The sequence below is a fragment of the Paracoccus ferrooxidans genome (genome assembly GCF_029909815.1).
GTDB lineage: Bacteria > Pseudomonadota > Alphaproteobacteria > Rhodobacterales > Rhodobacteraceae > Paracoccus > Paracoccus versutus.
Genome location: NZ_CP038198.1, coordinates 1,318,034 through 1,334,186 on the forward strand (window position 1 = coordinate 1,318,034; position 16,153 = coordinate 1,334,186).

Consider the following 16,153-nt stretch of genomic DNA (forward strand, 5'->3'; position numbering starts at 1 on the left):
AGTATGACGCAAGCCGGGCGGATTGGCGAATGATTACAGCACCTGCGGGCAGGCAAGTCCCGCCAGCAGGCGCCGGGCGGAAAGCGGGTTCAGCGGCCGTTCGAACCCCATTTCCAGAAACAGCCGCGCGCCTTCGGTGCGCAGGTCGATCAGGAAGCGCCGGCCGCCGTCGCGTTCGCGCAGCCGCAGGGGCGCCAGCAGGCGCATCAGCCCCCAGGGGCCGGGCTGCTGCAACCGGGCCGCGCCCTCGGGCGTGGCGAAGCTGACCTCGATCCCGGCCGCGGGATCGGCGCCCGGCCAGTCCAGCGCCACCGCATCCCCCGCCGCGCCCACCGGCCCGCCATCGCCGCCGATCAGCAGCGTGGCCCGCCCGCGTTCGGCCAGGGCAGCGGCCGAGATGCGCAGCCCCGGCGCCAGCGCCGCCCCCGCCGTCAGCGCGCGTTGCAGAAAGGCGGCGCTGTCGGGGCTGAGCCCGGCAAAGCGCGCCTCGGGCTTCCAGCGCCAGGGATCGGCCTCGCGGTCCAGCAGGGTGGCGGCGCGCGCGGCCAGGAAACGGTCCATCGCGCCGCCCGGCCCGATCAGGGCGGCGACCGCGGCCGGATCGGCATCGGGCCCCTGGGCAAAGGGAAAGCGCCCGGCCAGCGCCGGGGCGCAAAGCGGCAACACCTCGGCCTGCCAGGCACGGGTCAAGGGGTTGGTCAGGTCGCTGGCCTCGGCCGCGCCGCTTTCGGCCAGCGTATCCTCGACCAGCCGGCCGATCAGCGGCGGCGCGTCGCGCAGCGCGCGGACCGTGCGCGCCCGCGCCTGCACGCCAAGCAGCCGGCGCTGCGCATCCGCCGCATCCGCGTCCATCGCCCCCAAGGCCACGTTCAGCTCGGCAAACAGCGCGGCGATCTGGGCGATGCGGCCGCTTTCGACATATTGGATCTCGGGGCCGAAGCGGACGGCGACGGCCAGTTGCAGCGCGTGCGGGCGGCTGCGGTCGGTGCCGCCGGCCTGGCGCCAGGCCTCGGCGATCAGCGCCGCCAGGGGCGAATCCGGCCGCGACAGCGCCCCCGAGACCAGCACCGCCCGCCGCCGGTCGTCGAAGGAGCGCAACCGCAGGTCGCCCAGCCAACCCTGCCAATGCTGCAAGGTCGCCCCCTGCAACAGCGCCATCACCCGGTCGGGGCTGTCGTTCTGCGGGGCGGGCGCTTCGGCGAACAGCGCCGCGCCGGCCTGCCTTGCCGCCTCGACCGCCAGCCCCGCGCCGCGGGCGCGCGCCATGTCCCAGCCGGCGGCGGTGTAGAGCCCCGGCACCGGCCGGTCCAGCGGCAGGCCCGAGCGGCGCTCGGCAATATCCGCCAGCACCGGCAGCGCCTGCAAGGGGCGCCAGGGCGGCAGCGCCGCCGCCTCGGCCGAACGGCGCAGCTCCAGAAAGGCGCGCTCGGGCTCGGGCGTCTCGGCCGCAAGGACGCGCGCCTGCGCCAGCAATTCGGCATCGGGCGGCGCGACCGGGGTGTCGGGACGGTGCGGCAGGGCCAGCAGATGCGGGGCAAGGCCGGCCAGGGCGGGATCGGCGCCGGCGCGATCCTCGGCCCAGCCGGCCAGCCAGGCGGGTTGCCAGTCGGCCGCGCCCGACAGCACCGACCAGGCGCGCAGCGTGTCATAGGCGGCGGCCGGCTCGCCCTCGCCGGCCAGGGCGGTGTCGATGGCGCGGGCCAGGGCCGGCGGCAGGTGGCGGGCGCGCGCCTGGGCCAGCGCAGCGGCGGCGCGGCGGGCGGCATCGCGGCCAGTCAGCCAGCCCAGCGGACGCACCCGCACCCGCGCCATGCCCGCCGCCACCTGCGCCTCGGCCCGCCGCAGCCGGTCGAGCCGCGCGCCCAGGTCGGCAAAGGGCGCATCGCGGTCCAAGCCCGCCGCCACAGCCTCGGCCTGGAACAGCCGGTCCAGCGCCCGGCTTTGCCCGGTCTCGACCCACAGCGCCCAGGCCAGCGCGGCCAGCAGCCAGGCCGCCGCCAGCACCGCCAGCATGGCGCCCCAGCCGGCGGGCCGGCTGCGGTCCAGCGCCTGGCGCCGCGCCTCGGTCCGGGCCAGGCAATCGGCCACCAGCGCGCGCACCGGGTCCAGCTCGGCCCCGCCGCGCCGCAGCGCCTCGGCCAGGCTGGCGCCGTCCATGGCGCCAAAGCCGCGGGCCGCGCCCTGCCAGCCCGGCAGCGCCGGATTGGCCGCGCCCGCATCCTGCAAGAGCAGCGCCAGCGCCGCCCGCGCCGCCGCCACCGCCTGCGGCGGCAGGCCCGCGCGCAGCGCCTCGGTCCCGAAGCGGTCCAGCAGCACCCGCGCATGGCCGGCCAGCGCCGCCATGTCCTCGGCCACCCAGGGCAGTCGGTCGGCATAGGCCAGCACCGGCCCGGCCAGCCGTTCGGCGGCGGCGCTCAGAGCTTCCCCTCGGCCTGCCATTTGCGCAGCGTCTCCTCGCCGATCTCGAAATGCATCGAATCCTCGCGGCTGTTATAGGCGGCGCCCCAGAACCAGCCCTCTTCGTTGAAATATTCGGCCAGGATCAGCAGGCCGAACTGCGTCGCGCCATCGGCAAAGGGATCGAGCTGCCCCTCCAGCGTCAGGTCGATGGCCGTGCCCCAGGAATGGTTCGAGATCGACCGGGTCGAGCCGCGGATCAGCCGCGCGCAAAGCCCGCCGGCGGTGCCCAGCTTGGCATGGATGTCGGGATCGCTCTGCTCCAGCCGCTCCAGCACCCGCGCCAGGCTGTCGAGCGCAGGCTTCAGCATGGTCACGGTGATGGGCCCGACCTTGCGCGTCTCGATCAGCGCCCGCAGCCGGGGGTTGGTCACGGGCTGGCAATCGGTGTTGTAGCTGTCGCGCGGCGGTCCCAGGATCGCCAGCATGGTCGCATTGCGCGGCTGGGTGATGCCCTTGTTGAAGCGCGACTTGGCCAGCCGCATCTGTTCGGTCAGCGCCTCGGTCGGGGGCGGGCTTTCGAAATCCTCGGCGCCCAGGTCCGCCGGAGGGGCGGCCTGAAGCGGCGGCGCGACCGGGGCGCGGTTCGCCACCAGGCTCAGGTCGTCGCGCAGCTGCGCCAGATCGGCGCGCAGGCCCTGGCGTTCCACCCGCGCCTCGGCCAGCGCCTCGCGCAGCAGGGCCAGTTCCGCCTCTTGCCGGGACAGGCGCAGCTCGGTCGCCTGGTCGGCGCTGTCGAGAAACCAGATGGTGACCGCAAAGGCGATGGCGCCGATCACCACGCCGATCGCCACGATGATCGGCGCGGCCAGGCTGCCCGCCGGGCGCGGCGCGGGGGCCCGGCCGCGCCCCGGCATCGCGCTGCGCGCGGGCGGGGCGGTCGGCGGGGCGGGACGGCGGCCCATCTCAGCCCGGCCCGATGTCGACCACGATGACCGAGACATTGTCCGGCGCCCCCGCCGCCAGCGTCTGCTGCAACAGCCGGGCACAGGCGGCATCGGCGGGCGTGCCGGCGGCCAGCGCCGTGCCGGGCCGGGTCTCGCGCAGCGCCTGGGCCAGCGCGGCATCGGCCAGCACATGCGTCAGCCCGTCCGAGCAAAGCAGCAGCCGGTCCCCCGCCGCCAGGTCCAGCGCCGCCAGTTCCGGCGCCGCCCCCGCCCCCACGGCGCGGGTGACGATATTGGCCTGGGGGTGGTCGCGCGCCGCCTCGGGCGCCAGCCGGCCGGCATCGACCAGCTCCTGCACCAGCGAATGGTCGCGGGTCAGCCGCGCCAGCCGGTCCTCGCGCAGCAGATAGGCCCGCGCGTCCCCGGCCCAGGCCAGCGTCAGTCGCCCGCGCCGGATCACTGCCGCGACGGCGGTAGCGCCGATCACCGCGCCCTCGCTGCGGCCGCGCGCGGCGATCAGCGCATCGGCCGCGGCAAAGCGCGCGGCCAGCGCGGCGGCAGGGTCTTCGCCGTCGGCGACCGTCTCGAGCGCGTCGATCACCCGGTCCGCGGCATAGCCGCCCAGCCGGTGCCCGCCCATGCCGTCGGCCACCGCCCAGACCCGGCCCGAGGGATCGACCAGGATCGCATCCTCGTTCTGGTCGCGCACCGTGCCGCGATGGGTCAGCCCCGCGCCCCTGACCGACAGGCCGCGCCGGGTGGTGGGACCGTTCACCGGGTGATCCTTTGCGGGCAAGGCAGCCTCATCCCGAACAATCGCGCAAGAATTGAAAACATCTTTAGTTTAGCGTAAAATAATCTTTCAGGGATGCAGTTTTTTTTATGGTGATTCCCGTGCTGCGGACCGGCTTGGCCATATTGTCCGGTATTTGCCTTCTGGTCGGTTCCGCCCAGGGGCAGGACTTGACCGAAGAACAGATCCTGCAACGCTTCGAGGCCCAGCGCGAGATGTATCGCGCCACCGTCCAGGGCCAGAAGACGCGCGGGCTGGACATGATCGCCGTCCCCCAGGGCGGCGAGCCGGCAGGGGCCGAGGCGCCGGCAGAGGGCGGCACCGTGGTCTTCGGCGAGTTCGCGCCCGAGCTTCAGGTCAATATCGCCATCCGCTTCGCCTTCGATTCGGCCAGCATCGCGCCCGACCAGCACCCGCTGCTGGAAAAGATGTGCGGGGCCATGCGGCAGTCGGACGTGGCGCTGTTCCGCATCGTCGGCCATACCGACGCCAAGGGCTCGGACAGCTATAACGAGACGCTTTCGAAGCTGCGCGCCGAAGAGGTGCGCCGCTGGCTGGTCCAGGATTGCGGCATCGCCGCAGCGCGGCTGGAGGCGCTTGGCATGGGCAAGCGCTTCCTGGCCAATCCCGCCGACCCGGCGGCAGCCGAGAATCGCCGGGTCGAGTTCCAGGCATTGAGTTGACGCGACGGGCCGCCACGGCAGCGGCTGGATACCGATAAGAAGAACGCTTTCGACGGGCTGACGAAACCGGGGCGGCATCCCTGCCGCCGCACCGTTCGGGGGAGGCAAGAACGTGACATCTGCAAGACGCGGCATCCGCCGGCCACGCCCCTTCGCCCGCCCGGCAGGCTGGATCGCGGCGCTTGCCGCGGCGGCCCTGCTGGCGGGGCCGGCGCAGGGCCAGACACGGATCCCGACCGCAAGCCAGATCACCCAGGACAGCTACCAGCCGCCGATGCAGCGGCTGACCGGCGCGGTGGTGTTCAGCGGCTCGCCGGGGCTGGCCGCGCCCGAGGGCGCCGAGCGGCTGTCGATCCAGCTGGCCGATGTCCGGGTCGAGGGCGCCCTGCCCGACAGCGAAACCCGCATCGCCGCGCTGCGCCAGCGCCTGATCGGCAAGCGGATCGCGGTGTCCGAGATCTTCGCCGCCGCCTCGGATCTGGAGGCGGGCTTCGTGCGCGACGGCTATGTGCTGGCGCGCGTGGTCATCCCGGCGCAGACGCTGGAGGATGGCGGCCCGCTGCGCCTGACCGTGGTCAACGGCTTTGTCGAGAAGATCGACACCAGCGCCGCACCCCCCGGCCTGCGCGCCCGGCTGGACGCCGTGACCGCGCCGCTGGTCGACCGCCCCACCCTGCGCCTGCCCGACATCGAGCGGCGGCTGCTGCTGGCGGGCGACATGTTCGGCGTCGCGCTGGGATCGGCGCTGTCCACCGGCGCCCGGCCCGGCGGCACGGTCATCATCCTGAACCCGCAATTCCGCACGATTACCGGCTTCGTCGGGCTGGACAACAGCTTCTCGCGCGAGCTGGGGCGGTGGAACCTCAGCGCCGGGGTCGAGCTGAACAACCAGCTCGGCCGGGGCGAGGTGTTCTACCTGCGCGCCTCGGGCCATCCCAAGCTGGGCGAGCGGGGCTATCTGGACGACCGGCCGCAATTGCGCACGCTGGCGGGCGGCGCGGTGTTTCCGCTGGGCAACGACGGGCTGACCTTCGGGATCGAGGCGGCCAGTTCCAAGGCCGGGCCGGACAGCGGCGACGTGGCCACGGCCTCGGATTTCGACCGGCTGTCTGTGCGGCTGTTCTATCCGGTGGTGCGCTCGGTCAAGCGCAACATCTCGGTCACGGCGGCGCTGGACCTGCAACGCGACCGGCAGGATCTGGAAACCGGCGCCGGCGATTTCGGGATCTACAAGGACCGCACCCGCGTCCTGCGCCTGACCGGCGAGGGCAACTGGCAGCTTTCCGACCAAAGCGCGCTGCGCATGGCGGCCGTCCTGTCGGTGGGGCTGGACGCCCTGGGCGCGCGCAGCGCCGCCGAGGCGACGCCGGCCGAGCCCCTGTCGCGGGCCGGCGCGGATGCGGATTTCCGCAAGCTGGAGCTGTCCTTCCGCTACGACCGCGACTTTCGCCAGGACTGGAGCATGGCGCTGTCCGGGCAGGCGCAGAGCGCCTTCGGCGACCCGCTGCTGTCGAGCGAGCAATTCGGCATCGCCTCGACCGAGGGGCTGTCGGCCTTTGACCTGGGCAGCCTTTCGGGCGATTCCGGCTGGTTCCTGCGCGGCGAGGTGGCGCGGCATTTCCCGGCGCAGGGCTTCGGGCACCCGCTGGTGGTCAGCCCCTATGTCTTTGCCGCCATGGGCGCGGTCCATCTGGAGAATCCCACCGCCGACGAGGCTGCGCGCATCGAGGCCAGCTCGTTCGGCATCGGCGTCGATCTGCGGCTGATCCGCGATCCCAGCTATTCCTCGGCGCTCATCAGGTTGGAATACGGCAAAGGGAACAGGGACGATGGCCAGGAAGATCCCTCGCGTTTCACGATCGTCAGCACCTATCGCTTCTAGCCCCGGCCGCCGGCTTTGGGCGGCGCTGCTCATGTGCAGCGCGCTGGTGCCGGGACCGCTGGCGGCGCAGACCCTGCCCAGCGGGCCGAACGTCGTCGGCGGCAGCGCCAGCATCGCCACGCCGAACCCCGGCGCCATGCGGGTCGACCAGCAAAGCGACCGCGCCATCATCGACTGGACCAGCTTCAGCATCGGCGCCGGCGGCTCGGTCCGGGTGCATCAGCCGGGGCGCGATGCAGCGCTGCTGAACCGCGTGACCGGCGACAGCCCGACCCGGATCGACGGCTTCCTGGGCGCGAACGGCCAGGTCTTCGTCGTCAACCGCAACGGCATCCTGGTCGGGCGCGAGGGGCGCATCGCCACCGCGGGCTTCGTCGGCTCGACGCTGGACATCTCGAACGAGGATTTCACCGCCGGCCGGCTGCGCTTTTCCGGCGACCGGCCCGGCAGCGTCGAGAATCGCGGCCGCATCGACATCATCCCCGGCGGCTATGCCGCGCTCTTGGGCGGGCGGGTCGCCAACAGCGGCACGATCCGCGTGCCGCTGGGCACGGTGGGGTTGGGCGCGGGGCGGCGGGCGGTGCTGAACCTTTCGGGCGACGACTTCCTGTCGGTGGCCCTGCCCCCGGCCGAGGACGGCGACGCCATGGCGCTGGTCGGGCAGAACGGCCGCATCTCGGCCGATGGCGGCGTAATCGAGATCGAGGCGGCGACGGCGCGCCATGCCGCGCGCCATGCGATCAACCTGACCGGCGTGACCGAGGCGCGCACCGTCTCGGGCCACTCGGGGCGGGTGGTGCTGGGCGGCGGCGACGGCGGCCGGGTGCGCATCGCCGGCCGGATCGATGCCAGCGGCGGCCGGCGCGCCGCGGCCCCTCCGGTCAGCACCGCGCGGCCGGCGGCGCGGCCCGAGCGCGGCGGCAGTATCACCGTCACCGGCGCCGAGATCGCGCTGGAGGGCGCGGTGCTGGATGCCAGCGGCACCGGCGGCGGCGGGCTGATCCGCGTCGGCGGCGATTATCGCGGCGGGGCCGGCCTGCCACGGGCGCGCCGCACCACGCTGGACGCCGGCACGCGGCTGCTGGCCGACGGCATCGGCCGTGCCGATGGCGGGCGGATCATCGTCTGGTCCGACGAGCATACCCGCTTTGCCGGCAGCGTGTCGGCGCGCGGCGGCGACATGGGCGGCGATGGCGGCTTTGCCGAGATCTCCAGCCATGGCGCCCTGGCGATCCGCAGTTCCGACGTGCGGGTCTCCGCCCCCCGCGGCCGGCCGGGCACGGTGCTGTTCGACCCGCAGAACCTGCGCATCGTCGACGAGGAGACCTTTGACCCCGACGATCCGACGCATGTGCTGGTAACGGACATCTATGGCATGTTGCTGGACCCCGGCCACTATATCCTCTCGACCGAGGGCGAGGGCGACGATGCCGGCGACCTGGTCGTCGATACGCCGATGACCCTGACCTTTGCCGCCGGCGCGGCCAGCCATCTGGACCTGCGCGCCGACAACGACCTGCTGGTCAATGCGGCGATGAGCTGGAGCGGGCCGGGCCAGCTGTCGCTGACCGCCGGCGCCGGCCTTACCACCCTGGGCGCGCTGAGCTGGAGCGGCGCGACGGCGCTGAACCTGGCGGCGGGCGAAGGCATCGCGCTGAACGCGCCGGTGCAGGGGCCGGCCGGGGTGCTGAACCTGCAAGCGCCGCTGGTCACGGCGGCGGCGGGCGTCTCGGTGGACAGCTTCCGCCTGAACGGCGCCTCGCAATGGCGGCAGGTCGCGGCCACGCTGCCGGGCTTTGCGGCGCGCGACTTCGCGCTTTCCGACACGGCGGGCTTCCTGCGGGCGACGGGCGGCGCCGGGACCGCCGCCAGCCGCTATGTCGTCACCGATGCCTATGGGCTTCAGGGCATCGGCTCGGCCGGCTATGCCGGGGCGCATTACGCGCTGGGGGCCGACATCGCCGCATCGGGCACGGCCGGCTGGAACCTGGGCGAAGGGTTCCGGCCCATCGGCAGCCGCGGCACCCCCTTCTCGGGCAGCCTCGATGGCGCCGCGGCGGCGGGCGGGCGCCATGCGATCAGCGGGCTGGCGCAGGTGGTCTCCTCGGGTCCGGGTGGGCTTTTCGGCATCATCGCCGGCGCCACGATCCAGAACCTGCGCCTGCTGGACATCGCGCTGGAGGCGCGGCAAAGCTTCGCCCCCGTCGCCGGCGGGCTGGTCGGCGAGACGCAGGCGGGCGCCGCGCCCAACGTGATCGAGAACGTGCTGGTCACCGGCCGGATCGCGGCCGAGATGGGCGAGGATTCGGTCAGCAGCGCCAGCTTTGGCGGCCTGGCCGGGCTGTTCGGCGACGGCCGCATCGCCGATGCGGAATCCCGCGTCGCCCTGGCGCTTGCGGGCGAGGCGGACGGCTGGGGCGACGTGGTCCTGGCCGGCGGCCTTGTCGGGCAATCGCTGGGCGGGACGACGATCACCGGCAGCCGCTATGCCGGCAGCATCGATTCCGGCTTCGACGGATCCGAGGACAACAGCGAAGGCTTTGCCCCCGCCTCGCGGATCGGCGGGCTGGTCGGGCTGACCCAGGAGGGCGACAGCATCGCCGATTCCACCGCCGCCGCGCAGATCTCCCAGACCGGCAACGGCCACTGGATCATCGGCGGGCTGGTGGGCGAGAACGCGGCGGACCTGGCCGGGGTCTCGGCCAGCGGCGGCATCACCCTGTCGCAGGACGATGTCGAGACCATCCGCCTGCTGGCCCTGGGCGGCCTGGCCGGCACCAGCAGCGGCGCCATCTCGGACGCCTGGAGCGACGTTGCCATGGACCTCGACACCGCGGGCTATGTCCGGGCCGGCGGGCTGGTCGGCGTGAACGAGGGCACCATCGGCGCTGCCTATGCCCTGGGCGGGCTGGGCCTTGTCCTGTCCGGCCTGCCCGAGGGCGACAGCATCGCCGAGATCGGCGGCCTGGCCGGCGCGAACGAGGGCGAGATCGCCGATGCCTTTGCCGACAATGCCGTCAGCGTCTCGGGCAATGCGGTGACGGCGGCGGGCGGGCTGGTCGGCTGGAACCTGGGCACCATCGCCCGCGCCCGCGCCTCGGGCAGCCTGGAGGTCGCGCTGGACGGCACCGAGGCGCTGGACGGCCCGCGCTCGGCCCTGGGCGGGCTGGCGGGGTGGAACGACGGAAGCATCGCCGACGCCTATGCGCTGGCGCCCGTGACCTATTCCGGCAACCTGCCCGCGACCATCGGCGGGCTGGTCGGCTCGAACGCCGGCAGCATCGCGCGGACCCATGCGGCGGGCCGGATCAGTTCCACGGCCGCGGCGGGCCTGCTGCGCATCGGCGGGCTGGTCGGGGCCAATGACGAGGGCGAGGGCACCGGCAGCACCACTGCCTCGTTCTGGGACCGCCAGGCCAGCGGGCAGCAGCAATCCGCCGGCGGCGGCGGGCTGACCACGGCGCAGTTGCAGGACACGGCGGGCTTCATGGCCCGCGCGACGGGCTGGAGCTTCACCACCACCTGGGCGCCGGGCGGCAATGGCGCCTATCCGCAGCTCTACAGCATCGACCCGGTGCTTTGGGCCGCACCCGCGCCGCTGTCCGCGACCTATGGCGACGCCCTGCCCACGCCCGGCGGCACGGTGCATGGGCTGGGGCGCTACCTGTTCGGCGACCAGCCCCTGGTCGCAGGGATCTTCGGCCTGCCGGCGGGCGTGCGCAATGCCGGAACCTATCCCATCCAGACGGCGGGCAGCGTCACCTCGGCCGACGGGACCGGCTATCGCATCATCGCCTCGGCGGCGAGCCTGACCATCAACCGCGCGCTGCTGACCGTCTCGGCCAACGACCTGAGCAAGACCTATGGCGAAGAGCGCCGGCTGCTGGTCGGGGACGCCACCGCGACGGGCCTGCGCTATGACGACCGGCTGGCCGCGCTGGACCTGGCCAGCGAGGGCGCGGCGGCCGGGGCCTGGGTCGCCGGCTCGCCCTATGTCATCGGTGCCGGCGGCGCCCGGATCGAGGGCGCGGGCGGCGATGCGACCGGCAATTACATCATCACCTATGCCGAGGGCGCGCTGGAGGTCTTGCGCCGCGCCATCACCATCGGCGCCCGCGACGCCGCGGCCCGCTTCGGCACCGCGCCGGTGCTGGACTGGGCGCTGATCGCGGGCACCCTGGCCCAGGGCGACGCGATCACCGACGTCCTGCTGGCCAGCGATGCCGCCGCGGCCAGCCCGCCGGGCGCCTACGGCATCACCGCCGCGGACGCGCGGATGCTGGCGGGGGCCGAGGCGAACTATGCCATCACCTATGCCCCCGGCACCTTGCAGATCGTCAGCCCCGGCACGGCCAGGGGGTTGCCCATCGCGCAGAACACCCTGCCGGAGACCGGGCTGCCGAACCCGACGGACGGCCCCCTGCCCCTTCCGGTCACGCTGCCGACCGATCCGCCCTTGATCACAGACGGCGGCGGCGTGCAGGAGGACGGGCTGGCCCGGCTTGCCGCCCTGTCGGACGAGGTGTCGCAGATGATCGACGCCTGCAGCCAGCACGAGGGCCAGGCCGAGGACATGCTGGCCTGCCTGTCGCGGGCGCTGGACCGCTATTCCAGCGCGCTGGACCAGTTTTCGGCGGAACTGCCGCCCTCGATGCAGACGGTCTCGGCCATCCTGCGCCAGGCCAGCGCCGAGATCGGCGCGGCGCGCAGCCGGGCGATGGACCGGCTGGCCACGGCCAGCAGCGATGCCGAGCGCCGCGCCATCCGCGGCGACGCCCTGCGCGAGGCCAGCCAGGCCATCGCCGGCGCGCGGGCCGAGATCGTCAAGCAGATCGCGCTGCTGCGGGTCGAAGACCCCGAACTGGCCCGCGCCCATGCCCGGCAGGAGGGGCTGATCCTTGCCACGGTCGAGAAAGCCGATGCCGTCCTGGTGCGCGCGGTCGGGCTTTAGGCCCGCCCTCATCCTCGCCGCGCTGGTCGCGGCACTGTTCCTGGCCGCCGAGGCCGCGGCGGCGCCCAAGGTGGCGCTGGTGATCGGCAATGCCGCCTATGGCGGCGTGCCGGCGCTGGACAATCCCGCCAACGATGCCGAGGACATGACCGCGGCGCTGCGCGACCTGGGCTTCCAGGTGATCCTGGGCGTGGACAGCGACCAGGCGCAGATGCGGGCGCTGATCGGCCAGTTCGGCGCGGCGGCGCAGACCGCCGAGGTGGCGCTGTTCTACTATGCCGGCCATGCCTTTCAGGTCGCCGACCGGAACTATCTGCTGCCGCGGGATTTCCGGCTGGAGCGGCTGGACCAGGCCACCGAGCGCACCGTGGCGCTGGACGAGGTGCTGGGGGCGATGGCCGGGGCGCCGGGGGTCAAGATCGTGCTGCTGGACGCCTGCGGCGACAATCCGCTGCGGCTTGCCGGCGCCGGCCGCGGCCTGGCCCGGATCGGCAGCCCCGCGGATTTCCTGATCGCCTATGCCACCCAGCCCGGCGCGGTGGCCTTTGACGGCGCCGGCCGCAACGGCACCTTCACCGAGGCGCTGCTGAGCCATATCCACACCCCCGCCCAGGACATCGGCGAGATGATGATCGCGGTGCGCAAGGACGTGATGGCGCGGACCGGCGGGCAGCAGATCCCCTGGGACGCCTCGGCGCTGACCCGGCGGTTCCGCTTTGCCGACGGCCCGCCCACCGCCTCGCCCGAGACGCTGTTCTACCAGGTCTCGGTCCGCGCCGCCGATCCGGCGCTGCTGCGGCTGTACCTGCAGCGCTATCCCAACGGCAGCCATGTCGGCGAGGTGCTGGCGCTGCTGGCGCAGGATCCCTCACGCGCGGGCCAGGCGCGGCGCAGCATGGGGCCCGAGGCTGAGGGCGCGGCGGGCGAGCAGCTGTGGGATCTGGCGCGGCGCAGCCGGCTGAAGCCGCTGCTGGAAAGCTATGCCCGCAGCTATCCCGACGGGCCGCATATCGGCGAGGCCCGGCGGCTGCTGGCCGAGCTTTCGGCGCAGGCCGACCCCGGCCCCGCCCGGCGCTGCGAATTGCTGGCGACCCATCCGCGCGACGGGACCGAGGCCACGCCCGGCGTCTCCTACGAACTGCTGGCGCAGAACGCCGTCGAGGCGATGCATGCCTGCGACGAGGCGAGCCGGCTTCACCCCCGCCAGGCGAAATATGTCGCGCTGCTGGCACGGGCGACGGCGGCGGCCGGCCTGCGCGCCCAGGCGGTGGCGCTTTACGAAACCGCGGCCGGGCGCGGCGACCTGCGGGCCATGGTCAGCCTGGCGCTGCTGAAGGAAACCGGGGACGGCGTGGCCCCTGACCCGGCCGGCGCGCTGGCGCTTTACGAAAGGGCGGCCGCCGCCGGCAGCGCCGATGCGGCGATCAACCTGGCGGTGACGCTTCTGGACAGCCCCCGCGCCCAGGACCAGCAGCGCGGCATCGCGCTGATGCAGCAGGCCTCGCAGGCCGGGTCGCCGATCGCCACCTTCAACCTGGGCGTGCTGGCGCAAGAGGGCCGCTTCGGCGATCCCGGCGACGCCCGGACGCTGTTCGAGCGCGCCGCGCGCGAGGGCGAGCCGCGCGGCCACCGCGCCGCAGCCGTGCTGCTGGACGAGGGGCGCGGCATCCCCCGCGACCCCTCGCGCGCGGCGGTGCAGCTGCTGCTGGGCGTCGCGTCCGACGATGGCGGCCTGCTGCGCGAGCTGGCCGAGCAGGGCGGGAACTGGAACCCCGAGACGCTGAGCGCGCTGCAACGCCGCCTGGCGCGGGCCGGGCTCTACCAGGGCCCGGCGGACGGCAGGCCCGGCCCGGCGCTGAGCCAGGCGCTGGAACTGTGGCGCAACGGCGGCTTCAACGCAGCGGCGCTGTCGGGCTGAGCGCGGCCGCCACGCCGGCAATGCGTCGGAACCGGCCGGGCCTTGCCGGGCCTTGCCGGGCATCTGCTGCCTGCGCAACCCCTGGGATCGCTGCCTGCCGCACAGCCGGCCCCCAGCGGCAGTTCAGGGGAGGACCTGTTGCAGGAACGCGCGCGCGGGGGCCTTGCGGGTTGCTGACGAAATCGCCGGGTGCCGCCTCCCTCGACCTTCTGGCCGCGGTCCATGAAGATCCCGGTCGGCGCCCGGCCGTGCGAAGCCCATCTCATCGGTAACGCAGGGCACGGCCACGCCCTCCTCGGCGGGACCGACCATGGTGTCGAGGACATCCTTGACCTGAACCTTAACCATGCCGCGACCGAAGCCCGGTCATGCAACTCGTGTGCCGTCGCGAGACCTTGCCACCCTATTTGCGCAGGAGGACTCGCCGCCTGCGCTACAGGATGGCATCGTTGAAGGGAGGGATGCGCGCCGGAAGTGTGCCTTATCAAACAAAAGGCCGGACTTCCTGAAACGACAAAAGAATTGGCAAGGATCAGGAACCTCTACCTCGACGACCGAAAATAATCGAAGCAAGTCAAACCCTGATTAGGTCATGTTGACAAATGGCGGAGCCAGAGGCGGATCGACGTGATGTCGATGAAGCCCAGGAAGCTTTCGGCGGTCTTGTCGTAGCGGGTGGCGACGCGACGGGCATTCTTGAGCTTGTTGAAGCACCGCTCAACGAGATTGCGCAGGCGGTAGAGCCTGCGGTCAACGGCGACCCGTAGCTTCCGGGTTTTGCGCATGGGGATGACCGGCACCACGTCGCGCACCTCCATGGTCTTGCGGATGTTGTCGGAGTCGTAGCCGCGGTCTGCGAGCAGAACGCTTGGCTCGGGCAGGTTGTCAGCCATGACCAGATCGAAGCCGAGGTAGTCCGATGTCTGCCCGGCCGTGATCTCGGTTCTCATGGGCAGGCCTGCCGCATTGACCCGCAGATGGATCTTGGTCGTGAAGCCACCTCGCGAGCGGCCGAAACCTTGGCGCGGAGTCCCCCTTTTGCGCCCGCTGCCTGATGATGAGCGCGAACCACGGTGCTGTCGATCATCTGCAGCGCATCCGGCACGATCCGGCTCTCGTTCAGCGCCTCCAGGATCTGTTCCCACAGCCCCGCCAACGTCCAGCGCCGGAACTGCCGATAGACAGACGACCATTTGCCGAACTCTTCCGGCAGGTCGCGCCAGGGCGACCCCGTTCGGGCGATCCAGAAAATCCCATCCAGAACAAGCCGATGGTTCGTGGGCTTGCGGCCGTTCGGAGAACGGACAGCCAGGATGAAGCGTTCAAAGAACGCCCACTCGTCGTTCGACATCAGGTTTCGTGCCACGCTGGTCTCCATTGCAGATACCAGCTTGAATCACGATCACCGCGCCCGGTGAATCCCTTTTGTCAACACACCCTAGGATGCCAATATGGAGCGAGGCAGCGGTTGTTCTTACGGCGCGCAAGCGCATCCGGGTTCTGAGGTCATCACAGAGAGGTTTGAGGCCTGCCCGCACTGCTGCGTCTGCGGCGAACATTCGCTTCGGAGATGCTGTCGCGCAGCAAACCGAAGGCCGCCGAACGTCCGCTACGGGCCGTGAGAGACTTGGGCGATCGGTCAGTTCCGACCGCAACATTGCTTGTATTTGCGGCCCGCCCCACAGGAGCATGGGTCGTTCCGCCCGGGCCGGGGACCGGCGTTGAACGGCATCTCGGAACGATTTGCGGGCTCCATGCGGGAAAGCTCGGGACGAGACTGATAGAGTATCGTCGCAACGCAGTTCGGGATCAGATTGGGTGCTTCAAGGTCGATTTCGTCGATCTCCTCATCCGTGAACTTGCTGTGGCCAGTGTATATTTCCTGAAGCGCCATCAAGAAGATCATCGTCGTCCGCGTCTCTTCGTCGGCCTGAGCGAGCAGTCGATCCCAAGCATCCGGTCTTAGCCCCATAGCGCGAGTGAAGCCATCGATCCAAGGCTCCCACATCACCTCATCACTGTTGGGGTCAACCTCGTAGATGGGTTCGATCCAAGGTGAGCGGGTCATCGCCTCCGCAACCGAGTTGTAGTGAGCCATGACCGCACCGACCGTGGCTTCGGCGGTTTTCTGATCGGGAAAATTTGCCTCACCTGTCTCTCCCCAGACATGGGACATCCATTCCGAGGGCGGGATCATATCCGGGCAGGCAAGAACACCGACTACGTAGCCATCAAGTTCACTGAGCGTCATGGGCATGTTCTCGATGGGCAGCGCATGCAACAGCGCGCTGAGACGCTCGAGTTCCTGATCGGACTGGTCCATAAATACCTCCCGGTGTTGCTCGGAATTTTTTACTCTGCGCGACGCCAACCCGCAATCCGCGCGAAGCCTGCTTCAAGCTCGGACAGGAAGATTGCTGCAGGCACCCCGAATGTCCGCAGTGGTGAAGCCGCGACGTAGCATCAGATCGTCGCGCCAACGTCTGCAAAGTGCCGTGAGTGCCTAAGAACTCGCTCTTGTTCACCGTGTTCCCAGCGGGTGTTATTTGCCTAACTTGATGCTAATTTCACAAAGGACCCCG

9 protein-coding genes are annotated in these 16,153 nt (G+C 71.7%); 4 read left to right on the plus strand and 5 right to left on the minus strand.

Translation table 11 applies throughout. The features are described 5' to 3' along the window. Positions 1–33 precede the first annotated feature (33 nt). The 3 genes from E3U26_RS06620 to E3U26_RS06630 are packed head-to-tail and all read right to left on the minus strand — an operon-like array spanning position 34 to position 4,119. Positions 34–2,439, minus strand: a complete 2,406-nt coding sequence (locus tag E3U26_RS06620) for a type VI secretion system membrane subunit TssM (protein ID WP_499104603.1) — start codon at positions 2,437–2,439, stop codon at positions 34–36. Beyond that, positions 2,415–3,362 carry a M15 family metallopeptidase gene (locus tag E3U26_RS06625; RefSeq protein WP_499104604.1) on the minus strand — a complete coding sequence of 316 codons (948 nt, stop codon included), beginning with the start codon at positions 3,360–3,362 and terminating at the stop codon, positions 2,415–2,417. The genes E3U26_RS06620 and E3U26_RS06625 overlap by 25 nt, the downstream gene beginning before the upstream one ends. 1 nt (position 3,363) lies before the next feature. Continuing rightward, complete coding sequence (locus E3U26_RS06630; protein ID WP_072461700.1) at positions 3,364–4,119, minus strand: PP2C family protein-serine/threonine phosphatase; 756 nt, start codon at positions 4,117–4,119, stop codon at positions 3,364–3,366. 188 nt (positions 4,120–4,307) lie between these two features. Between E3U26_RS06630 and E3U26_RS06635 the strand changes: the two genes are divergently transcribed. The 4 genes from E3U26_RS06635 to E3U26_RS06650 all read left to right on the plus strand — a co-directional run bounded on the left by E3U26_RS06635 (position 4,308) and on the right by E3U26_RS06650 (position 13,571). Further along, positions 4,308–4,820 (plus strand): OmpA family protein, encoded by a 513-nt coding sequence (locus tag E3U26_RS06635; RefSeq protein WP_166435530.1) that lies wholly within the window; start codon positions 4,308–4,310, stop codon positions 4,818–4,820. Positions 4,821–4,932: 112 nt separating this feature from the next. Then, the gene (locus E3U26_RS06640) at positions 4,933–6,702 is read left to right on the plus strand and encodes a ShlB/FhaC/HecB family hemolysin secretion/activation protein (protein ID WP_499104605.1); all 1,770 of its coding nucleotides are present in this window, start codon (positions 4,933–4,935) and stop codon (positions 6,700–6,702) included. Positions 6,703–6,733: 31 nt separating this feature from the next. Beyond that, complete coding sequence (locus tag E3U26_RS06645) at positions 6,734–11,653, plus strand: two-partner secretion domain-containing protein (protein ID WP_499104606.1); 4,920 nt, start codon at positions 6,734–6,736, stop codon at positions 11,651–11,653. Next, the gene (locus E3U26_RS06650) at positions 11,622–13,571 is read left to right on the plus strand and encodes a caspase family protein (protein ID WP_499104607.1); all 1,950 of its coding nucleotides are present in this window, start codon (positions 11,622–11,624) and stop codon (positions 13,569–13,571) included. Before E3U26_RS06645 ends, E3U26_RS06650 begins: the two co-directional genes overlap by 32 nt. Positions 13,572–14,161: 590 nt before the next feature. Here the strand turns inward: E3U26_RS06650 and E3U26_RS06655 are convergent. Together E3U26_RS06655 and E3U26_RS06660 are read right to left on the minus strand one after the other, a co-directional pair. Continuing rightward, positions 14,162–14,949, minus strand: a protein-coding gene (locus E3U26_RS06655; RefSeq protein ID WP_088238952.1) for an IS5-like element ISPme2 family transposase whose coding sequence is annotated in 2 segments (ribosomal slippage) — positions 14,162–14,613 and positions 14,613–14,949 — 789 coding nt in all. Because the reading frame shifts where the segments join, the coding sequence is not laid out codon by codon here. 261 nt (positions 14,950–15,210) lie between these two features. Further along, positions 15,211–15,894, minus strand: coding sequence for a UPF0149 family protein (locus E3U26_RS06660; RefSeq protein ID WP_074991450.1), 684 nt, complete (start codon positions 15,892–15,894; stop codon positions 15,211–15,213). Between the last annotated feature and the right edge of the window lie 259 nt (positions 15,895–16,153).